Annotated in this window: 20 protein-coding genes and 1 tRNA gene; 8 read left to right on the top strand and 13 right to left on the bottom strand. The window is 56.7% G+C overall.

Going from position 1 to position 20481, the window contains the following annotated elements; genetic code table 11:
* From OSO_RS0141445 to OSO_RS47210, 3 genes are all read left to right on the top strand, one after another.
* Positions 1 to 723 (top strand): hypothetical protein (locus OSO_RS0141445; protein ID WP_010588555.1); only part of this gene is annotated, 723 nt, incomplete at its 5' end.
* Positions 724 to 799: 76 nt separating this feature from the next.
* Positions 800 to 1036: a hypothetical protein gene (locus OSO_RS0141440; protein ID WP_010588554.1), complete on the top strand. Its 237-nt coding sequence runs from the start codon at positions 800 to 802 to the stop codon at positions 1034 to 1036.
* A gap of 23 nt (positions 1037 to 1059) precedes the next feature.
* A complete protein-coding gene (locus OSO_RS47210; protein ID WP_010588553.1) occupies positions 1060 to 1485 on the top strand; it encodes a type II toxin-antitoxin system RelB family anti-toxin in 426 nt (141 codons plus the stop codon).
* A 26-nt stretch (positions 1486 to 1511) separates the two neighbouring features.
* On the opposite strand, the gene OSO_RS0141430 is transcribed toward OSO_RS47210, so the two are convergent.
* The 10 genes from OSO_RS0141430 to OSO_RS0141360 all read right to left on the bottom strand — a co-directional run bounded on the left by OSO_RS0141430 (position 1512) and on the right by OSO_RS0141360 (position 8155).
* Positions 1512 to 1739 carry a hypothetical protein gene (locus tag OSO_RS0141430; protein WP_010588552.1) on the bottom strand — a complete coding sequence of 76 codons (228 nt, stop codon included), beginning with the start codon at positions 1737 to 1739 and terminating at the stop codon, positions 1512 to 1514.
* Complete coding sequence (locus OSO_RS0141425; RefSeq protein ID WP_010588551.1) at positions 1739 to 2029, bottom strand: hypothetical protein; 291 nt, start codon at positions 2027 to 2029, stop codon at positions 1739 to 1741. The genes OSO_RS0141430 and OSO_RS0141425 overlap by 1 nt, the downstream gene beginning before the upstream one ends.
* Positions 2030 to 2074: 45 nt before the next feature.
* Entirely contained in the window at positions 2075 to 3133 is a 1059-nt protein-coding gene (locus tag OSO_RS0141420) for a hypothetical protein (protein WP_010588550.1), read from the bottom strand.
* A 26-nt stretch (positions 3134 to 3159) separates the two neighbouring features.
* Entirely contained in the window at positions 3160 to 3675 is a 516-nt protein-coding gene (locus OSO_RS47205; protein ID WP_010588549.1) for an ASCH domain-containing protein, read from the bottom strand.
* Positions 3676 to 3677: 2 nt separating this feature from the next.
* A complete protein-coding gene (locus OSO_RS0141410) occupies positions 3678 to 3938 on the bottom strand; it encodes a hypothetical protein (RefSeq protein WP_010588548.1) in 261 nt (86 codons plus the stop codon).
* A 418-nt stretch (positions 3939 to 4356) separates the two neighbouring features.
* Complete coding sequence (locus OSO_RS0141400; RefSeq protein WP_010588547.1) at positions 4357 to 5544, bottom strand: site-specific integrase; 1188 nt, start codon at positions 5542 to 5544, stop codon at positions 4357 to 4359.
* 652 nt (positions 5545 to 6196) lie between these two features.
* Positions 6197 to 6466, bottom strand: coding sequence for a hypothetical protein (locus OSO_RS0141385; protein WP_010588545.1), 270 nt, complete (start codon positions 6464 to 6466; stop codon positions 6197 to 6199).
* Between the two features lie 190 nt (positions 6467 to 6656).
* Positions 6657 to 6887, bottom strand: a complete 231-nt coding sequence (locus tag OSO_RS51275) for a helix-turn-helix domain-containing protein (protein WP_157606287.1) — start codon at positions 6885 to 6887, stop codon at positions 6657 to 6659.
* A 298-nt stretch (positions 6888 to 7185) separates the two neighbouring features.
* Positions 7186 to 7258, bottom strand: a tRNA-Phe gene (locus tag OSO_RS0141370).
* Positions 7259 to 7435: 177 nt separating this feature from the next.
* A complete protein-coding gene (locus OSO_RS0141360; RefSeq protein ID WP_010588543.1) occupies positions 7436 to 8155 on the bottom strand; it encodes an endonuclease/exonuclease/phosphatase family protein in 720 nt (239 codons plus the stop codon).
* A gap of 245 nt (positions 8156 to 8400) precedes the next feature.
* Between OSO_RS0141360 and OSO_RS0141350 the strand changes: the two genes are divergently transcribed.
* From OSO_RS0141350 to OSO_RS0141340, 3 genes are all read left to right on the top strand, one after another.
* Entirely contained in the window at positions 8401 to 10989 is a 2589-nt protein-coding gene (locus OSO_RS0141350; protein WP_010588541.1) for a ComEC/Rec2 family competence protein, read from the top strand.
* Positions 10990 to 11266: 277 nt separating this feature from the next.
* Positions 11267 to 12505 (top strand): hypothetical protein, encoded by a 1239-nt coding sequence (locus OSO_RS0141345; RefSeq protein WP_010588540.1) that lies wholly within the window; start codon positions 11267 to 11269, stop codon positions 12503 to 12505.
* 403 nt (positions 12506 to 12908) lie between these two features.
* On the top strand, positions 12909 to 14174 hold the full coding sequence (locus OSO_RS0141340) for a hypothetical protein (RefSeq protein ID WP_010588539.1): 1266 nt from the start codon (positions 12909 to 12911) through the stop codon (positions 14172 to 14174).
* Between the two features lie 92 nt (positions 14175 to 14266).
* Here the strand turns inward: OSO_RS0141340 and OSO_RS0141335 are convergent, their stop codons facing one another.
* The 3 genes from OSO_RS0141335 to OSO_RS47195 all read right to left on the bottom strand — a co-directional run bounded on the left by OSO_RS0141335 (position 14267) and on the right by OSO_RS47195 (position 17042).
* Entirely contained in the window at positions 14267 to 14713 is a 447-nt protein-coding gene (locus tag OSO_RS0141335) for a hypothetical protein (protein ID WP_157606285.1), read from the bottom strand.
* Between the two features lie 167 nt (positions 14714 to 14880).
* Positions 14881 to 15960: a DUF1559 domain-containing protein gene (locus OSO_RS0141330; RefSeq protein WP_010588537.1), complete on the bottom strand. Its 1080-nt coding sequence runs from the start codon at positions 15958 to 15960 to the stop codon at positions 14881 to 14883.
* Between the two features lie 365 nt (positions 15961 to 16325).
* Positions 16326 to 17042, bottom strand: a complete 717-nt coding sequence (locus OSO_RS47195) for an HPP family protein (RefSeq protein WP_157606283.1) — start codon at positions 17040 to 17042, stop codon at positions 16326 to 16328.
* 731 nt (positions 17043 to 17773) lie between these two features.
* On the opposite strand from OSO_RS47195, the gene OSO_RS0141315 reads away from it, so the two are divergent.
* Both OSO_RS0141315 and OSO_RS0141305 read left to right on the top strand, forming a co-directional pair.
* Positions 17774 to 18343: a Crp/Fnr family transcriptional regulator gene (locus tag OSO_RS0141315; RefSeq protein ID WP_010588535.1), complete on the top strand. Its 570-nt coding sequence runs from the start codon at positions 17774 to 17776 to the stop codon at positions 18341 to 18343.
* Between the two features lie 410 nt (positions 18344 to 18753).
* Positions 18754 to 20292, top strand: a complete 1539-nt coding sequence (locus OSO_RS0141305; protein WP_010588533.1) for an ABC transporter permease — start codon at positions 18754 to 18756, stop codon at positions 20290 to 20292.
* The last annotated feature ends 189 nt before the right edge of the window (positions 20293 to 20481 follow it).

Below are 20481 nucleotides of genomic sequence, written 5' to 3'. Positions count from 1 at the left end.
GCCACCGATGCGATTAATGCTGCATCGCTGAAGGCGGACGCCGTGACGAAGCTTCAGACAGGGCTCGCGACCACGAACGGTATCAACTCCGTGCTTTCGGCGATCGGTAGCTTGTCGATCCCAGCGGCCAGTGCGATTGCCACAGCGGTTTGGTCGACGGTCATCACCGGATCAACCCAGGCCGGTTCCGTCCTGGTGGCGTGGCTGTCGTTCATGGCGTCCTACGTCACACCAGCCACGCCGACCGATGTCGCAGACGCTCAGGCCGCAATCATTGACGCAATTGACTCCACGAGCGCTGGCGAAGGCACCCTGACCGGAATTTCCACCGGCGGCGTGATCGCCTTGCGAAACGCCCTGACTGGTGTCGACGTGACATCGGTTCGCCTGGTGGACGATTCCGGAAGTTTGAGTGTGCCACTCGTCCAGGGCGACACCTACGAGGCCGCCACGGGTACGGGCATTCCCATCCCGTGCCCCAATGCGAGCCTGGTCGGCTGGACGCCAGAACTGGCAATCGACGTCGCTGGCAAAGTCGTGGTGGTCACCGCCACCGCGATCACCGACTGGTCACTGCCGATCTACTTCGACATGACCGCCGCTCAGTCCTCATCGTTGCCGACAGGCGTCGACGGCACGTGCGTCCTGCGATTCACCAAATCAGGCAAGACACACACAACCACGGTCAACGGCCGCGTCACCGTCACGGCCCGAATCGGATAGCCTCTCGAACGGTTGTTGACATAAATGACAACGAGTTGTAATATATGACAACAATGGCAACACGGGAGACAACAGCATGCCGGACTTCGAACACTTTCTGTGGAATGACGAAAATGAAGAGCACATCGCTCAACACGGCGTGACCACGGGCGAGTTCGAATTCGTCGTGCAGAATTCAGACCGCGTCCTCATCAGCCGCAGTTCGGGTCGGCCCATGGTGATTGGTGAAACGGAATCGGGACGGACGCTCTGCTGTGTCTTCGATTTTGAAGATGAGTACTGCGTCCCCGTCACGGCGTTCGAAATCGAGTGACCTATTTTCCTGGAGGAACGATTATGACCAAGGCGACTGGAAAACCAAGGAAGTTCGTACTGACGGCGGAACAGCGAGAGATCGCAGAACAGATGCGAGAGATCGCGGAAAAAGAAAAGCCCGAGATCCTGGCTGAAGGCCGTCGCGTCAAGGCCGCATCACAAGCCCTGTCAGCACATTTGCGCGGAGTCATGGTGCTACTGAAGGCTGTGCGAAAATCACAGGGGCTCACGCTCGACGAAATGGCGTTGCGAACGGGCATTCAGAAAGCGTCTCTGTCTCGGTTGGAAAACAGTGATGACGAATCGAATGTCACCATCAACACGTTGTACCGCATCGCAGAGGCGTTGGACTACGAAATTCAGGTGTCGGTTGTTCCCCGGCCTGCGCCCGTCAAGCCGGTCAAAAGGAAACCGAGTATCTCCGAATTGGTAGGTAAAGTGCGTTGAGGTAATCCGTAGCGACTTCGGGGGCGTCATTTGGAGACCCCCTCCGCCCGCTTGACGTTGTGATTCACTTGTCGAAGACATCGCACGAGTGCCCCTTGAAATCGCATTTTCTTTTCGGTTGTGGTCCAGAAGAACAATGTGTTCAGGATGGCGTCTGCCAGCTTCATTTCACTGAGACTTGTTTGATACGGATGAAATTCGACAGGCGATTTCGGATCACCAACAACCGAGCCACACTTTTCGCATTGATGCATCAGAGTCGTTCCTTTCGTTCGCCACATTCGATCTCGGCGAGAATAAGTTTGTCCATCACTTCCAGAAGCAGTGCGCCCGAGGTCGCGTCGCTGGAACTGGTTTGAACGGCCGCCATCGTCTGCTGAAACGCAGTGAACCATGCGGCCTCACGTCGTCGCAGCTCCTCATGGGAAATGCACAGCGCCCGGATGATGTCGACCAGGGCGACCGAGCTCGATCCCGGCAGAATCTTCGCGTAGGTCTCGATCTGATGACCTGGAATGACGAAGGCCCTCGGCAAACGTCGCACTGGAACGACGTCGCCTGGTTTGAATTCACAGATGATGATCTCCTTTCAACCGGCCTGGCTGGCCAGAATTCTCAAAAGTTCGTGACGGACGATCGGTTCCTTGCGGCCTTTCTTTCGACAGTAGCTGCGGATGAAATCGTTGGGGCAGAGCTTGAGTACGTCCTCGATTGGCATCGCATCCAATTTCGGCCCGTAGTCTCTTTCCCATTCGAAGAGCAACTGGCTTTTCTGCTCGGCGAGAGCATCTTGCTTCGCCTGCTTAAGTTCATGCGCGCGCTGACGATCCGCTTCCGCCTTCTGGCGTTGAGCGGCAATGAAACCCGGTAACGGCTCCGGCCATCCCTCGTCGGGCGCTAGCAGGGGCAAACTGGGGCTGTTGAGTCGCCAATAGACGATCACAGGCCCCCACGCACCGGGTTTCGAGCGGAAGTGGTCTAGGTGCATCCGAAGCTGCTGGAGCGTGCATGTGCTCAGGCCAGCCCTGGCTGTCTCGACCGACTTCGCGATTCCAAGGTCTTTCAGTTCCTTGGCAAATTCCATTTCCTCATTCACCCCCTCACTCACACGTTCGTCACGTTGGGTGGGGGAGGGGGTATTCGGAATAGGAGGAGGATTAGGAATATAAGAACGGGAGTATTGGCTGGAGCATCCGCTGGAGGATTCACTGGATGTCCCGCTGGAGGATTCACTGGAGCATCCACTGGAGAAACTCCAGTGGATCGTATGCCGCAATTTGATGTCGACCCAACTCGGCACGGTTACCCACATTCGCGAGGGAATCCCTTTTCCCTCGCTTGGCTCGTAGTGCAACCATCCGGATTCGATGCATCTGCGACGCGCCTCGACGAGTGTCTTTCCCGACATGCCCAGGCGTGGCAGAATCTGGTTGTCGATGGCGAGAACCGCCGTCGTGCCGCCCTGTTCGTCTTCGATCGTGGCGATGACGCGAATCAGATTGCAGCCGCTGGGGCCAAGCGTCTGAGCGACGTAAGGATGCGAGAGGAGTTTGATTACATGGAACAGCTCAAGCTTCCCTCGTGACGGGTAGTCTGCCCCGAACGGGAGCTGATGTTTCGATCTCGTGTTCGCTGTAGTACGTGTCATGGAGTCCGTTCCAGTTCAACAGTTCTTTACTTGGCTTGGCCAAATCGTTGGTAGTAGTGGCAGGCCGAACAGAGCGAGGTCGGCTTGCTCGTAAGAAAACCCGCACGGTCTACCCACAGCGGGCCGCGATATTCGGCATTCGGCAAATTGCGGTCGGTGAAACCGCAGAGACGGCAAAAGCCTGGCACGGTAAACCGACCGCCAGGGACGTAATCAAATTCGATTCGTGTGACAGTGCTGCGATTGGTCGCGGTCTCATGACTGTCAACGAACATCCGCACGAATTCGCGCGGAGCCATGTTGGGAAATCCCTCGCGAATCACATCATCTTGAGTGATCGAATTCAGGCGAACACGAGTCACCGACTTGATGTGAATGATCGCAAGCCGAACGATGGGCTGGCCTGGCCGCAGACCTTGGGACTTCTCGACGCCACACAGGCGGTTGCCTGGTTCCAGATCCATCCAGCCCAACCGTCGCGTGACGGTCTTCAGACGCTGATAGAACTGAGGCGTCGTGAGCGCAAATGACATGTTACGCATGATCAGGTTCCCGCCTTGTGTTCAAGGCAAAGTGGATCGTCCTCATTCACGATTCGTGTCTTGGGTCTCACGACAGACATTTCCAGCCGAAGAGCGTCGGAGCTGAGGACGATCTTTCCTTCGTACGCGCGATCACGGCAGGCCACGCCCTTCGACAATAGGCTCAGAACCTTGCTCGCGATCTCTACACTTGGCAGCAGAATGTCCTGGTATCCAACGGACAAAATGCATGGCGGTTCTGTCGAGGCTTTCGACTTTGGCATCAGAAGAGGCTCCGTACAGGGCGTGGGGTGATGACGGGACTACTTTCAACCGTTTTTGCATTAGTCCATCAGCTCCTAGTCACTGTTCGGAGTTCTCTTTGCCAGGCCGGCTGATGGCGACGCTCGCGTCACAAATGAACCCAAGGCGGGCCTTCGTCTGTGTCGTGTGAACAACGGCAATGCCGATCGTTTGTGGCACTGTCGATGGCGGGACAGTCATAAATACAACTTCGTTCTTTTTGCGGGACAGAGTCAGCACGGGCACTCCCTTTCAAATACCAAGGCACCGAGAAACGACGGACGCGAATACGCACGCGCCCGCCAGAACAAGCCAAATGTGGTTCACACCGGAGAGAAGACGATCGGTGTCAGAGTCAGGCCGCATAGGTCTCTCCTTGCGGCCTGGTGATCGTGGTCATTAGCGGCGGGCGAAAATCCCTGCCTGCTGCCACTGCTGATCGAGCTTCAAAACAGCACGTATCAACATGTCGCGGTAGTCGTTGTACGACTCGCCTTGCACGGTCGATTCTTTGCCGTGGGTGGCCCGGTCGCCTGCTTTCGTCTCGATGCCATTGAGGCGGCTGTTCGCCGTTGCACGCAACATCTGTATGGGCCGTGCGGTGTCGGCCGTTTCGGGAATTCCGGCGTCGATCAACGCTCGTTTGATTCGCCGCATCCGTGCCCGCGATCGTTCGCCGTCTTCGGGATCTTTGCGGTGAGGATCGGTATGTCTGGCGAATACGAAACCTTGCGGTTCGGCCAGGTGTGCTTGTTGCTTCGCGAGACGCTGCAGGTGATCGACCACGATCGGACCTAGTGGAACCCAAATCCGCCGCTTGGTCTTTTCCGCAATGAACAGCAGTTCCGGCGGCGTACCATCGAGCCTGATGTTGCGTTGCCACCGAAGCGTGAACAAATCGGCGGAGCGTGGCCCAGACTGAGCGCCGAGCACCCAAGCCGTCTGCAGCTCCAAGTCGCCTTCCAGCTCTCGATAGACCGCGTGCAATTGATCGTCGGTGTACGACGTCGGAATCAGATCCAGCTCGTCGAGCGGATCGAGGCCCTTCTTGTCGTGATGCTCCTGCACGATCTCTTTCACCGAGACCGCAACCTGGTCGCTGATGATCTTCAGACGGAAGGCCTGGTTCAGAATGAACCGCAGGTGATTCCAACGCTTCGGCATCGACCCCGAAGACAATGCCCCGCGCTTGCTTCCGTGTTCGAGACGGTACGCAATCCACTCGCGAATGTAGCTTGCGCCGATGAACCCCATGGGCCGGCCATGCCAGGCCATGTCGGGCGGCCACTGCACGGGCCGATGTTCGCGGTCGAACTCTTCGAAGCATCGCACCGACTGGCGCTCGTTCGTCAACGTGCCCGCAGCCACCTGGCCGCGAGCACAGACACGCCGCCGCCAAGGGTCGAGGATCTTGAAGTAGAATTCGGCCAGCGTGCCGGTCGAATGAAAGTAGTTCCGCTCCTCTTCGGTCACTCGCGGAATGTCCTCTTGCTCCCGTTCGCGGAGCTGCTGCAACAGCTCGATTGGCGACATTCGAGTAAGACCAGGATCTGTAATCCTGGTCTGCGGCTCCAAAACTGCCGCCATTTTCGGCTCCTGTTTTACCCATTCCACCACTGCGGGCGGCGTGAAAAGTGAGAGCGACGGTCGCGATTCTGATTCCGTTGGGTACAGGTACGCTGCTGACATCTGTGAAGATCCCCTTCGTTGAGGCGCTGCCAACACTGCTCCCAGTGCGACAACCCAAGGTGGCCTGGCGGGGCAGCCAGACGGTGAACAATAAACAGCTCGATCCGATGCGCTGAATCCTGATCATCCGTGAAACCCCTCTATTGCGTTGAACGCAGATCCTTGTCGATTACAGAAACGTCACGTGGTCAAAATTGCGGCCAGATCATTCCGGCAATACTTGCTGTGATGGATGAGGCGTGCCGTTGTCTTTCGTCACGTATTCGAGTCGCACATTCGGAGCGGTCGTTGTTTCAAGAACCACCTCCCGTTTGCGATCTGACCTAGTGGTGCACGGCTGAGCGTTGCCCAATACCCGTTGGCTTTCGAACTCGTCTTGCGTGATGTGCCGACGATCGGCGTTACCGCCGACAATGACGCACGCGTGAACGACGGCAGTCAGCAACGATGCAAACACACAGATGCAACCGAGCGGCAGCACGATGGCGATCCTTCATGAAGAGAAACTGCAGGCCTCAATCCGAAGAGGGCCTGAAACAGAAATCGCGGGTTAGCGGGCACCGCGGAACAAGAGATCCCGGGCCGTCTCCCGCTGATACTTCGCGGCGCTGATGAATTCGATCAGCCCGTCGATCATTTGACCGTCGAGACAAGTCACGTGGGCCAGGATGATCTGACCCAAAGCGTGGGCAGCTTCGTCGCCGCTGCCGCAACCAATGAATCGACCGCGTCTCGCGGCCGTAACGAATCGCGTCAGAGCGCCCAGTTGAGGGCTGGCTTCAATGAACGATTCCAGCTTCGACGATTCGACCACCTGCATCGGTTCACCCCCTTTTAAAGCCGGGGCGCTCGGTGAATCGTCGAGCGCCCCGGATCGCAAAAGTGGCCAGGCGAATCCCAAGCAGGGAAACAAAAAAACGCCCGACCTGTCGAGGGTCGGGCGTCAAGTGCTAATCAACCGCGCGTCCATCGACGCGGGCGAGGTTAGCAACGTTTTGATTGACAGTCAATCAAAACGTTGCATGCGACTCTGTTTCTTGCAATAGCTCATTTGGTTCAGCAAAACCAAGGGCCTCTGCGAAGCGTTCAACCATGTCCAAACCAGGGACGCGATTTCCACAAAGGTACTGGGAAACGTTCTGGCGGGAGACACCTAGGCGCTTGGCTAAATCGCCCTGCGACATTTGGTTCGCTTCGAGTGCCTCATGGACTCGTTTTTGAAAGCGGTCATGCAGTTTCACGTTCATTTCCCCAGTATAGCAATCATTTGATTGACTACAAACCGACGTGATTTCATCAGGACTTGGCCGAGTGTTCTGGGATGAGCCTGCTGAGGATTTGCAACAATATCTCGTGTTGCTCGCGTGTCGCGGAAAGTGGGCGACCCTCGTCGACGAGAACGCCGTTTTTGTCGATGTAGAATCGATCAAGAATGTCTCGACCGTATTCGACGTCACTTTGAACTGCCATAACATGAGCGTCTGGCACGCCATCCTTGACGCTATCCACTTGTTCAACTCCATATGAGCTGCAAACCAGTGGCTGGGGCCGGGATCGAACCGGCGACACCAGGATTTTCAGTCCTGTGCTCTACCAACTGAGCTACCCAGCCAGCACTTCGAAGTCGGCGAGGTGCCGCTTCGAGGGAAAAAGATCATACACGTTGCTCCGACTTTCGCAACCGTCGCATCCTTCGAACAGCCCGTCTTGCCGAAGACTTGTGTCGAATGCACGGATTTTGATGGCTGAAACAGGCAAGCATGTTCGTAACACATTACGCGGAAAATGGTTAAGTGTGTTTCAGTTCAAAATCCACGATCAGGGGCAAATGATCAGATGCGTCGCGGGCGGGGCGGCGCTTTCCAATGTGGGCACTCAATTTTGAAAACGGGCCGCGCCAAAAGGCCTTATCCAGTGACCCGAGCGGCAAATAGGCCGGGAACGAGCGGAAGCGGGACATGGGGGCCGTCAGGTGATGGAAGCCATGCACGGCGAACGGACCGTTGGTCAGTGTGTTCCGCCAATCGTTCGAATCGCCGATGATCAGTTGCGGGAAATCGTGGCCTTCGCAGAACAGATGGTGTTCCAGCAATCGACGCACCTGCCAATGACGCTCCCGCTCACCCAGCCCCAGATGCCAATTCACGATCTGAAATGGGCCAGCGGGCGAATCAATCACCGCCATCTGAGCCCCGCGTGGTTTCTTCGTCTGCAGCGTGAGCTGGATCTGGTGATGCGTGCGGAAAGGCCAGCGTGAAAGCAGCAGATTTCCATAACCGCCCGTCTTCACGCGAACGTTCTGCTGATACAAACGATGCCCGAATCCAAAGTACTCCGCCAACAGTTCTGGCTGATTGTCGAACCGGCTGCGGCGGACGTCTCGATCCACTTCCTGCAGGCAGATCACATCGGGCGATTCTGCGGCGATGACTTCCATGATCCGCGCGAGTCGATAACGGCGATCACGACCGCCAATTCCTTTGTGGATGTTATAGCTCAGCACGCGCACTCGATCGCTCCGCGATGTCTGTGGGATGCAGAAAATGACTTTTCTGTTGATGCCAAACGTGGCAGTATCACAACGCTGCAAGTATCTCGCCCGGGCCCGCTCACGTCGAGCGACCTCGGTTCTTCCGATACCTGCATTTCGCAGAAATCCATGGCACAGGGATCAAGGTTCCATCAAATTCACCTTGAATTCGACGCGCGATCGCGACGAGTTCGAGGTGAGCTACACGCACAAAGATGTCGTCGATGTATGAGCCGACCTCCGACACGGTGCAGACTGAACGGCCTCGACGTGCTCCCGCCATCGTGCTGGTCGGGGCAGGATCGACGGGAATTCTGATCGATCGAATCTGGAACCTGTCGCTCGATACCTGGCTGATCCTCACAACAGTTTTCACCATCTTCTGGATCGTGACGCTCATCTGGCCATGGCCGTCGGTGCGTGCGACGGAAGCCAGAGAGACGACTCCTCACATCCCGTCGAAGCGATCTTCTGCGTTGATCCACAATGTTAGGCCTGCCATGCAGGTTGGACTGATTCTATTGGGCTGGAGTGGACTCGCAGGGGCGTGGCATCACTGGCGATGGAGCTGTCTGGCGGCTGACGACATCGTGAATTCGGCAACCGATGAACGCCAACTTGTGCGAGTGGAGGGGCGCGTTGCACAAACACCATGGATCGCCAAACGGGCAGACGGTGAACGGGCCGACTGGCAGAATCCGGAACGAACGATTCTGCTTCTCAACAGCAGAAGTCTGATCTCGGGTGCGGCCGAATCGATGCCTGTATCGGGGATGGTCCGCGTCACAATCGATGGAGCTCTTGCGGGCGTCATGGTTGGTGATTTGATTGAGGTGATTGGCGAGCTGAGTCGTCCGGTCGAGCCCGCGAACCCGGGTGACTTCAATCAACGGGAATTCCTGCGGCAGATGGGGGTCTGGACAGTGATCCGTTCCAACCACGTCAATTGCGTGACGGTGCTCGATCAAAGACGAACCGTATGGGACTGGTTGCTGATCGCACGAGGAGCCATTCGGCAGCGGGCGGAGCAACTGATTGCCGGTCGACTTGGCGCGGAGACGGCTCCTGTTGCTCAGGCGATGCTCCTCGGCAGTCGCGTTCAGATTGATGATGAAACGCGCCGCGCTTTCCGCGAAAGCGGCATGCTACATGTGCTGGCGATCTCGGGAATGAACGTGGGTCTGTTGTGGGGTTGGCTCTGGACACTCTGTCGGTGGCTGGGACGTTCGGCCCAGACGTCGACATTGCTCGTGCTGATTGCACTTCCGGTGTATGCCCTTGTTACCGACGCCAATCCTCCCATCGTGCGGGCGACCGTGGTCGCCGTGATTGTTGCGTTCGGGCAATTGATTGGTCGGTCGGGAACCTTTGCGAACGCCTTGGCACTGGCGGGCTTGGCTGTGCTGCTGTGGAACCCGTGCGATCTGTTCAACACGGGGGCTCAACTGTCATTCTTGGCCGTGTTCGCCATTCTACACGCGACCAACTGGATGACGCTCGCACAGCAACAGGCGCGAGACCTGACCGCCGACGCGCCGCTGGATTCCCCCGTGCGTCGTTACATCGCGCCGCTCGGTCGCGCGATTGTCGAAGCGAACATTGTGGGATTGGCGGTCTGGTTGATCACGTCCCCCTTGATCGCCAGCGAGTTTCATCTGGTTTCGCCAATCGGATCGCTGCTCACCGTGCTGCTGCTGATCCCGGTGACGTTCATGTTCTGGACCGGTTACTCCTTTCTGCTTCTGGGTTTGATTGGGGCAAGTCTGTTTGGCTGGCTGGGAGATCTGTTCGACCTTTGCCTGCGAGGATTCCTGTGGTCGGTTCGGCTCGGTGCCAGCTTTGAAGCGGGACACCTGTATGTGCCAGCTCCGCCCACCTGGTGGACAATCGGGTTCTATGTCTGCACGGTGTTACCGCTCTTCGTGGCGTCACGCCGCGAGTGGGGGCGTGCGGTCTCTTTCCGAGCCGGCTTGGCCTGGCTGGTATGCGGTCTGGCCTGGGGAGTTTCCCGGCCGCCTCATCCCGGCTTGACCTGCACGTTCATTTCGGTCGGCCACGGTTTGGGAGTCTTGATGGAATGCCCGAATGGGAGGACCGTCTTGTACGATGCCGGTGGAATGACGGGTGGCGCGTCGATCGCCAGAACGATCTCACAGACGCTGTGGGAGACGGGCCGGTCTCGCCTGGACGCGGTGGTGATCTCACACGCCGATGGCGATCACTGCAACGCACTGCCGGAACTCAGTCGGATTGTGTCACCGCATCGCCTGTTCGTGCATCGCAGCTTTCTCGACTGGAACCAACCAGTCGTAGCGGCAGCAATTGAACAGCCTGCCAGTCTGGGAGTTCAGCCTCAATTGATCTCGGCAGGACAATCGCTCGTACTCGATCAGGGGTTGATCCTCCGGGTGCTTCATCCGTCCAAACAGTTTGTCTCGTTGCGCGACAATCCCAACAGTCTGGTCGTCTGCCTGGAATATGCCGGGCGTCGAATCTTGCTGACGGGCGACCTGGAACTGGAAGGGTTAGACGAATTGCTGAAAACGCCGCCTATTGATGTTGACATCTTGCTATCGCCGCATCACGGCAGCCTGAAAGCAAACCCACCGGATCTGGCGCGGTGGGCTCGTCCGGAATATGTGATTGTCAGCACACCCGAGTCCGCCGTTTCGGCCCGTCTCGCCGTGCAGTATGGCCCCTCATCACAGATTTTGACGACCGCAACGCACGGTGCGATCCGTTGTCACGTCACGCCCGACGGCGAAATTCAGGTGGAACCCTTCAAACGAAAGAGGGGTCGCAACCCACACTGAAGGCCCCATCGCCGACCATTTGGCTTCGCTTTACCGCGGCAACGTCTTTGCGCCGTCTTCCCAGACTTACGCTGGAGCACGTTGAACGCAGCGAGCATCTCGCAACGGGGCCGGTTGTGGGGGGAAGCACAGACACGTGGGGGGTGCCAAACTCGGAAAATCGGCAACTGGCCCCTTCGACCGATGTTCACGTTCTCATCATTCCCGCGAGTGTGGTACAATTCGTTCACACTTGGCACCGCGGATTCTGGCTTAGCAGATTGGTGGAGGTTCACTGATGAAGGTCTCTCGATTATCGTTGTGGGTTGGCGGCCTGGCAGTCTTTGCAGTCGCGATGCTCGTCTCCCAGCCCGCGATCAGTTGCCCATTTTGCTCGGCACCGTCACTCACCCTGTCCGAACAGGTTTCGCAGGCGGATGCCGTCGTCCTGGTCAGTTGGGCAGGGGGCCAACCCGCGAAAATTTCGGACTCGGGTTCCACCGATTTCGAGATCGTGGACGTGGTTCAGCAACCCGAAGGGGGGAAACTGGCAAAAGGTGGCAAGATCAATCTGATCCGCTACCGAGCGGCCAAAGTCGGCGATCAATTCATGCTGTTCGGAACCAAGGTTGAATCGGCCATTGAGTGGAGCAGCCCGCTGGAAGTCAGCAAAACCGCCTATGAATACATTCGAAGCGCCCCCAAACCGGGCGGTGTCGCGACGGAACGACTGAAGTACTTTCTGAAGTACCTGGAAACCAGCGACAAGATGATCGCGGACGATGCGTTCGGCGAATTTGCGAATGCCGCTTACGCCGATGTCGTCAAGCTATCCGCCGACCTGCCCCGTGATCAGCTTCGTATCTGGATCAATTCCAAGGATGTCGCCCCTGGGCGACTGGGACTGTACGGCATGATGCTGGGTCTGTGCGGAAACGATGACGATGCCAAGCTGATGGAAGCACGAATCCTGGAACCGACCGAAGATTTCCGCCTGCAAATCGACGGCGTCATGGGTGGCTACCTGCTGCTGACCGGCGACAAAGGCCTGACCGTTCTGGAAAACGAAAAGCTCAAAAACAAGAAGGCGCCGTTCAGTGAAACCTATGCTGCGATGCAAGCGGTCCGCTTCATGTGGCAGTATGGCGATGGTCGCATCTCCGCCGAGCGGCTGCGAGAATCGATGCGGATTCTACTGGCTCGCCAGGAATTGGTGGATCTGGTGATTGCCGACCTGTCACGCATGAAGGATTGGTCCGTACAGGACCAGTTAATGGCCCTGTACGACGACGAAGCAAACATCCCCTCAGTAAAGCGTGCCATCGTCCGATATATGCTTTCCAGCGCGAAAGACACGGGCGAAAAGAAGGTTGACTCCACGACGTCCGGCGGAGCAGGGGCAATTCCCACCGCGGATGCCAAGCCCCCCGCCGAACTGCCCGCCCATGTCGTGAAAGCCCAGAAGTGCCTTGAGGAACTCGAACGCAAAGACCCTAAGACTGTGAACGAAGCCAAGCGGTTCTTTCTTCTGAAGTAGCAACGACTTCGCAAGGTTTTCTGAAGTTCCGCTCATCCCCCTCGTTACCAAGCTCCCGCTTGGTAACGCCGCTTGCGATTTAATTTTCTGTCGAGCAGGAAAGTAGCTTCAGACCGACGTACATACTTCTGATGAGTACGAAGCGTTGCCAAGCGGGTGCTTCGGAACGCGGGGAAAACATGCAAAGAGCGCAACTTCAAAAGCTCCCGATTGGAAACGCCTCTCGGGATCTTCGATACGACTCGAGCGGGAAAGGGACCTTGAGACCTTCCCGCATACTCCTGGACTAAGGGAGCGTTCCCAAGCGGGAGCTTGGGAACGAGGAAAGAAATATCCCAAGATTGTGAACGAAGCCAAGCGGTTCTTTCTGCTGAAGTAGGACCGACTTAGCAAGGAGCTCGAAATGCCAGGGATCAGGCAATTCTGGAACATCGGATACGCACTGCTCGTCGTGACGGCGATGGTCGCGACTTTTAGCGTTGTCTATGCGTGCCCCTATTGTCCGCCGACAGACGAAACACTCAGCGAAAAGCTCGCAGCCGCCAGTGACGCGTGCGTCGTCAAGTACGTCGAAACCAAACGCGGTCAGGAATTGTCGCAGGAAGAAACCACGTTCCTGGTCGCAACCGCATTGCGCACCGGCCAGTCCATCAAGAAGGGTGACAAAGTTGTCGTTCCCTTTGGCGTCACAGCAGACGCCGGAGACCTGTTTCTGATCATGGGCCAGAAAGTCGGTGGCGAACGCGAATGGAGCCTTCCCGTTCGCGTTGACGAGCTCGGAACGGAAGTCGAATATGTGAAAAAGGCTCCTGCGCCAGAATCGCTGCCAGCACCGGAACGTCTGAAGTACTTCCTCAAGTACATCAACAGCAAGAACTCGCTCATCTCCAACGACGCGTTCGGTGAGTTTGCACGGGCAAAATTCGAAGACGTCGCGGAACTGGCTCCGTCGATCTCCCGACAGGACGTCCGGAAATGGATTGAAGATCCAGATCCCTCACAGGATCCACGCCGCGCTTTCTACAGCATGTTGCTCGGCCTCTGCGGGAACGAAGAAGACGCGGACTATATGGAACGAAAGATTCTCGCTCCGATCGATCCGGGCAAGAATCGGTTCTGGATCGACGGCATGATGGGCGGCTATTTGATGCTGCGTGGTGAACGTGGCCTGAAGCTGCTGCTCGATAAGAAACTCGATTCACTGCCTGCCGACATTTCCGAAAGCGATCCCCGCACAGAAGACGTGAATGCCCTGCGCGTGACGCTAGTCTTTCTCTGGGACTATCGTCGTACCCAATTCCCAGAAGAGACGCTCCGCTCTGCCATGCGACGTTGCCTGAAACGCCCCGAACTGGCGGAGTTGGTTGTGATCGACCTGGCCCGCTGGAAAGATTGGGATTCGCTCGACACGCTCATCTCGGGATACGGCCAAGACCCCTGGGAGTCACGCGCCGCGAAAGAGAAAATCGTCGCGTTTGCACTCAGTTGCCGAAAGCACACGGAAAAGAGCCGCGACGAAAAGAGTCTTGTCTATGCACAGAAGGCGCAGAAATTCCTGGACAGCCTCGATCCCGAGTTCGTTCAGTCTGTCAAACGCAGTAGCGGCGGGCCGCTCGCCAGACCCGAGCCCACAGCAAAATCCGCGCAACGCCCGGGCGGAGCGGAATAGTCCGCCCGGGCAGGCGCGATTTCGCAAAGTCGGAATCGGTGACGACGGGGCCGTTGCGACTCACAACAACAAGGCACGGCCTTAAATCTCACTCAACTGGGGCCCTTGGTCGACAAGTTAATAACCCCCAGATCTTCGTGATTGCCCGCAATCACCGTGATTTTGGTTTTCGATTTTGAAGGGTTCGCGTAGTAACCCTTGAGTCGATCCCGCTGGTTAAGCCCGATCCCTTGCCAGATGAATACCAGACGGTATGTGCCTTCAGGCAGGCCGTCGCCCGCCACATACATCCCCAGATCGAACTTCCCCTTCGCATCGGTGCTCGCGATGACTGGATGTTTGATGGGGCAGTCGCTCGATTCCGGATGACACTCGACGGTCAGCGCAATCGCAGGCTCGCCGTCGACATACACAATTCCTGTGACAGGGGTCGTCTTCAACCGCGGCTCGCCAGGCAGTTTTGACGAACAACCCAGACTGACAAGCGACGCGACAAGCATCGCTCGCCCACAATGACGAAACGTCGAAATCAAAAACATGAGTGGGAACCATTCAGAAAAGGCAGGAAGCGTCACTCGGCAGAAACAGCGTTCAGGCGGGTGTCGCACATGCGACCGAACGCTGTCAGAACCGGTCGTGGGTTGGACGAGAAAACAGACGCGAGCGTCATGCTCACGTCTGTTTGGCTTTTCAAAATGCCAGATCATCAGAATTCGCCCAGGACTTCACCGCGTCGTGCGGACACAAGGCCGATCAGCGTGATATTGCTGATGTTCTCACTCAGAAAGCGAACCGATCCATCGCAAAGCACGACATGCGCGCCGCCGACATGGAACGCGTAAAGCCCCGCGGAATACTGAGCCGCATCGCCTGGCTTCAGGTGGGCGTTCGAGCAATTGATCGTGCAGGGACCGAGTGAGCCGGTACCGTCATACAGACGCCCTGACAACTTCCATTGACCATTGCTGGGGTCGACCCACGCTCCCCCACCGAAGATCTGCTGCCATCCGGCGTCGTCGGCCGCAACCGCCGGATACGAGGTCGATGCGGCGGCAACGACTCTTCCCTTGCGATAGAGCTTATTGCGCCCGGCCATCTCGCCGACCAGCAGGGTGTTTGAAGCGCCGTCGGTGATGTCCGAAATGCGTGAACCGTTCGGAACATTCACGGCCGATCCGGCAACGACGGTTCCACCCACACCCCAACCATCAACCGTGGGCGAACCGGACGTGTTGTATGCAAAGTCGACGAACGCCTTGGTCACCTGCATTGTGCAGATATAGTCGATCGCACCCGCGTTGGTCAGAGTCCAAGGCTGAGTGCTCAGTCCCCCCGGAACGACGACCGAATTCGTATATGAGACCGTATTGGCGTCGCGTGGTGTGGAAGGACAGAGATAACCATTGATCACGGTCTGCCCCGCCGCGACGTTAGCGGGATCAAATGCCGATAGATTCGTATTGTACAGGTTGTACGCATTGCCTTGATCAAGATAGGGCAGGATCGAAAGTGACCAGACGCTGGTCGTCAAAGTCCCACCAAATCCCGCGGATCCATTCCCGAGTGAATACATCGTCGGAAGCGGAAATCGCGAATGAGTGCTCTCGTAGTTGAACATCGCCAATCCGATTTGTTTCAGATTGTTCTTACATTGAGTCCGTCGCGCCGCTTCTCGGGCCTGCTGCACTGCGGGCAGTAGCAGCGCGATCAGTACGGCAATGATGGCAATCACGACCAGCAACTCGATCAGTGTGAATGCGCGGGGAACTCGGGCTCGCTTCGTCATTTCAAATCCTCAAACATTGATCCGCAAAACGTCATTCCGCCTGGACAGGCACTCGCACGATTGCCGCTTGGGCACCTGTTCCAGACGTCAGAACTCGACTCAAAGGAATCGAATCACGCGAACCGATACTGAGGAGGTAAAGACCGAGTTTCAGTGAAGCTCGGATGCGAAGAAAAGTTCACGGGCTTAACACAAACCACATACGCATTGATCGGTTACGAAGCGCATGAGGTGAACAGAGATACCTACCATGCAGACCCCTCGGACCATCCCGAGTCATCGTCGCGATCAGGCCAAGAGGCCTGCGAACGACGCATGACAACTTGCGAGGAAAGAGCGTTAGTGTCACGAAAATCGATCTTCGATCAACCCGATTTGACGACACCGAACACTGCTGTTTTCGGCTTTCGTGAACCCGCACAATCGTGGCGAGAAAGGACTGTCGAGAGGTACATCAAATCTTCTTCGCTGATGTCGACAAATGAATCCAGCGAACGGATGGCCTCGAGAATCTCTTGATGTGCGGGTTGAGTCGCTCCCTTCGACGGATATTGAGAAGGGTTCAGCGACGCCGGATAGCGTCGACGTTTGAACGGAAGACTGAAAAGAATCGCGAGCAGAACGAGCATCACCGAATTGACCAGCACGGGGCAAAACACGAATGCGAATCCCAGGTTACGGATCGCATCACCGCCCATCACCGCGGCCAGGGCGGTTGCACTTCCGGGTGGATGAATGCATTTCAGTAGATGCATGGCTCCGATGGAGAGCCCGACGGCGAACGCGGCCGCTATGGTGGGCCACGGGATGAGTTTGGCGCAAGTGACGCCGATGATGGCAGAAATCACTTGCCCGACAATCGCGGGCCAGGGTTGTGAGAGCTGTCCATGTGGTACGGCGAACAGCAGTACAGCACTCGCCCCCATTGAGGTCACGATGGCGCTCGAGTCGGGAATCGCAATCGCCCATGACGTCAGATAGAACAAGCAGAAGATCGCCAATCCTCCACCGGTTGCCGCAATCAGTTTTTCGGCAACGCTGACTTCGATCAGCTCAATTCCAAGCCATTTGCGTATATTCATTTTTTTGAAATCATCAAAAATAAAAGGTGAAGCTGCCGGCGTTCGTCCGAACGGCGGCAAGCCAGAGTGAGATTGATCGCGCGCAACACATACGTCGCGCAGTACTCCGCCCCAATCGAGAGCACGACGAACCGTCAGAGCACGCGTCGCTCCCGATCGTCTCCTAAAGACAATCAGAGAGACGTCACTGTTTCGACAGGCATTGCGTCCCTCGGTCACGCCGAGAGAGCTTTCCTTCGTAGACGGATTGTGTGAAAAGGGGGAGTTAGACCTGTTTTAGCGGCACCGATCCATCAACATGGCCGTTGTCTGACCGATGGAGGGCACGTTGACAGTTTTAGAGAGGGTCGGTCCGTTTGAGGCGAGGCGTTTGAGACTGTGAGCGTTCAGTTTCATCCGTCTTTCTTCTTCTAAGCGACGATTGTTCATGATGGCCCACACGACGTGAGTCATTCTGTGTCCACGCGGATCGACATCGGATTGGTGCTCCGACGCACCTTTTTCGGTGAAGCCCTGCGAGTGTGTCGGATTTATCTCGATTACCAGTGAGTGTCAACGAGATTTGCTGGTCTAATTGGGGGCGGACGGGGCCACTCCAGTACGTTCGTGTGAGAATTTCGCCGCTTTCAGAAAGTCGATTCAGAGAAACTCACATCCCGTCGTCCGTGACGCGTATCATGCCGGTGTGTCGTTTGACATCAGAAATCTGGGTTTGCTGCGAGGGGCATTCGATGAACGAAGACATCCTTCAGAATCTGCAGAAGGTGAATCTATTTCGGGGGTTGTCGGCCGAGGAAGTCCGATCGATGATGTCACACGCCGAACTTCGTACCTACGGCAGCAGTGCTTCGGTCTTCGAAACCGGCGCCGACGAACGGGCCATTTATTTTCTGGTTGAAGGCACTGTTGAAATTGCTCTCGAAGTGCCCTTTTCGACAGAAGTCATTCTCGACGAATTGAACGTAGGTAGCGTGTTCGGCGAAAGTTCGTTTTTTCACTCGCAACCACATTCGGTCACGGCCCGCGCAGTCTCTGAAGTGACTGTCGCGCGGCTGGAACGAGCGGACTATGACCGCTTGCTGGAATCCAACAATCTGGCTGCTTGCCGCATGGGAGCCAACGCCGCCGAGATTCTGGCCGCGAAGCTGCAACACACCGATCACTGGATCGCCGATCTGTTGCAAGCCGAAGAAGCCCACCGCACTCGTGAACGCTGGCACCAATTTCGCCAGAGCCTGGGCCATGCATTCGACAATCCAGAAGGCGGCGGATTCTCAACACACGCGGGCTGGCGAGAGTAAAGCGCCGCGTCCCACACTGATCGAGCAACGTACTTGTGATGCAAACCGATCAGAGGATCATAATTTCCCATATCCGCTTCTTGGATCGCGTTCAAATCGTCGTCGCAAATGATGCTCGTCGCACCGATAGACTTTGAAGCATCCATGGAAGATCAAACTTCGCCGTTCCACGCGTCAACGAACCTCCGAGGTATTTGACGATGGCTTTGAGAACATTCTCGGCTTCGAAGGCAGAGAGCTGATTTCGATTGGTGATACCAGCGAGTTTGAGACCAGAAATGACAGACGTCACTGGCCAATTCAGATCAGCCCGCTTGTTCGCATCTGCAATGGACGCTCGCTAAGCTACTTTAGACGTGGCGACTGAAGAGCCACGAACCTTCCAGGGCTTGCCGTAAGGATTGCCGCCAATGCTTCCCGGGATCTGGGCACTGCTCGAGAGATCGCTACGCATTGATGCCCGGTCGTTGAGCCCTCATTTGGTTCGTTTTGGCCTGCTCGTCACCATCTACATCACGCTTTGTTTTGTGAATGAAGCGAGTGGGATGTTCGGGGCACCTGGTCTGCACTTCTTCCAAAGCATGACCTTCCTCAACCTGACGTTCATGACTCTGTTCGGGGTCAGCTATTTCTCGTCATCGATCACGGAAGAGAAGGAAGAGGAAACACTGGGACTCATGCTGATGGCAGGAATCAGCCCACTGGGTATCTTGCTGGGAAAATCGGGAGGCCGGCTCGTTCATGGCAGTCTGCTGATTGCGGCGCAATATCCGTTCACGTTGCTCGCCGTCACGCTGGGTGGAATCTTGACGCCCCAGATCCAAGCCGTTTATCTCGCGATGTTCGCGTATCTCGCCATGGTGGCGGGACTCGGCGTGCTGTGTTCGACTTTGTGCCAGACCAGCCGCGCGGCGGCGACACGGATGACGATTCTGCTGGCCGTTTATTTCCTGCTGCCGCTCTGTAGTGGCGAGATCCTTCGCAGCGGTCGGCTAGGCCCTTCGACATGGCGTGACGTGCTCACCTGGATCACAGACGTGTCGATTCTGTCGCGATTCGAGGTGATTCTGGCATCCGGCTTTCAGGGAGAACTGTTCAGTCGACAAGTCATTTCCAACGGGCTGGTCGGTGCCGGGAGCGTTGTACTGTCATGGCTGGGATTGATCCACGTCGTCAAGAACCTCTCGCCGCGGGTTCCGACTTCCAGTCGGACCTTGCGAAAACGGTGGTTCTGGCGAGTCATGTCCCCGGGACGTATACGCGGCAATCCATTTTCGTGGAAGGACTTTCATTTTTCTGCGGGTGGCTGGCCAGCGATTCTGTTTCGATCCGCACTCTACCTGACATTCTTTTCCGGTATTTTCGCCCTGATCATGACGGTCGGGCAAGACGGTTCCAATCGCTGGAATCAGGGCTACGTCATCCTCTACGCGGTCTTCATGATTTACGCCATCACATTCGATGCAGGATTGCTCGTCTCACGCTGCCTGCACGACGAAGTTCGCGGGCAAACGCTGACGTCCCTGGCCCTACTGCCGGAATTGCTGGGTGAGGTGTTGTACTTCAAACTCATCGGTTCACTGACGGTCTGGCTACCCGGCCCACTCCTTCTTGCCTGTGGAGTGGCGGTCATACCCGAGGGGTTGGACGTGACTGCAAACGTATTCGAAAACGCTGGTATCGCGTTCGTCTGTGTGATGCACTTACTGCTTGTTCCGCATGCGGCTGCGGTGGCCGCGTTGTATGTACGCTGGGGGGCATTGGCACTGGGAATTTGTGCGTCCGTTTGCTCTTTTGTCGTCATGATCCTTTCTGCAGAATTCCTTGCGAGTCCGGTCAATGCAGGAAGCTCGTTTTTTGTCATGTTCGGATTTCTGCTGATCGTCGTGTGTGCGGGGTGCCATCTCGCGGTCCGTTTGAGAGCGGAAAGCCTGGCGGCCAGATCGTAAACCGCATTCATGAAAATACGTTCACGTGACGTCCCCGCTTTCTGTCGGTCGACATGCGAATTTTTGGGCCCCCGCGAGGAGCGCTTCGACAAAGCTCAAAGTCTGATTTCAGTCGAATTTTCAGGCGATCTGCAGCCGTTCTCTGTTGTCACATTCCGATCGTTCCGCGTACCATTCGGCACGATCGGA

It is taken from the genome of Schlesneria paludicola DSM 18645 (assembly GCF_000255655.1).
GTDB lineage: Bacteria > Planctomycetota > Planctomycetia > Planctomycetales > Planctomycetaceae > Schlesneria > Schlesneria paludicola.
The sequence above is the reverse complement of the archived record's forward strand: the minus strand, read 5'-3'. Positions and strand labels throughout refer to the sequence as shown.

Bases quoted from the DNA above. Each gene is read 5' to 3' on its own strand.
- OSO_RS0141440 (WP_010588554.1), top strand. From the start codon at position 800: ATGCCGGACTTCGAACACTTTCTGTGGAATGACGAAAATGAAGAGCAC.
- OSO_RS47210 (WP_010588553.1), top strand. From the start codon at position 1,060: ATGACCAAGGCGACTGGAAAACCAAGGAAGTTCGTACTGACGGCGGAA.
- OSO_RS0141430 (WP_010588552.1), bottom strand. From the start codon at position 1,739: ATGCATCAATGCGAAAAGTGTGGCTCGGTTGTTGGTGATCCGAAATCG.
- OSO_RS0141420 (WP_010588550.1), bottom strand. From the start codon at position 3,133: ATGACACGTACTACAGCGAACACGAGATCGAAACATCAGCTCCCGTTC.
- OSO_RS47205 (WP_010588549.1), bottom strand. From the start codon at position 3,675: ATGCGTAACATGTCATTTGCGCTCACGACGCCTCAGTTCTATCAGCGT.
- OSO_RS0141410 (WP_010588548.1), bottom strand. From the start codon at position 3,938: ATGCCAAAGTCGAAAGCCTCGACAGAACCGCCATGCATTTTGTCCGTT.
- OSO_RS0141400 (WP_010588547.1), bottom strand. From the start codon at position 5,544: ATGGCGGCAGTTTTGGAGCCGCAGACCAGGATTACAGATCCTGGTCTT.
- OSO_RS0141385 (WP_010588545.1), bottom strand. From the start codon at position 6,466: ATGCAGGTGGTCGAATCGTCGAAGCTGGAATCGTTCATTGAAGCCAGC.
- OSO_RS0141350 (WP_010588541.1), top strand. From the start codon at position 8,401: ATGTATGAGCCGACCTCCGACACGGTGCAGACTGAACGGCCTCGACGT.
- OSO_RS0141345 (WP_010588540.1), top strand. From the start codon at position 11,267: ATGAAGGTCTCTCGATTATCGTTGTGGGTTGGCGGCCTGGCAGTCTTT.
- OSO_RS0141340 (WP_010588539.1), top strand. From the start codon at position 12,909: ATGCCAGGGATCAGGCAATTCTGGAACATCGGATACGCACTGCTCGTC.
- OSO_RS0141335 (WP_157606285.1), bottom strand. From the start codon at position 14,713: ATGTTTTTGATTTCGACGTTTCGTCATTGTGGGCGAGCGATGCTTGTC.
- OSO_RS0141330 (WP_010588537.1), bottom strand. From the start codon at position 15,960: ATGACGAAGCGAGCCCGAGTTCCCCGCGCATTCACACTGATCGAGTTG.
- OSO_RS47195 (WP_157606283.1), bottom strand. From the start codon at position 17,042: ATGAATATACGCAAATGGCTTGGAATTGAGCTGATCGAAGTCAGCGTT.
- OSO_RS0141315 (WP_010588535.1), top strand. From the start codon at position 17,774: ATGAACGAAGACATCCTTCAGAATCTGCAGAAGGTGAATCTATTTCGG.
- OSO_RS0141305 (WP_010588533.1), top strand. From the start codon at position 18,754: ATGCTTCCCGGGATCTGGGCACTGCTCGAGAGATCGCTACGCATTGAT.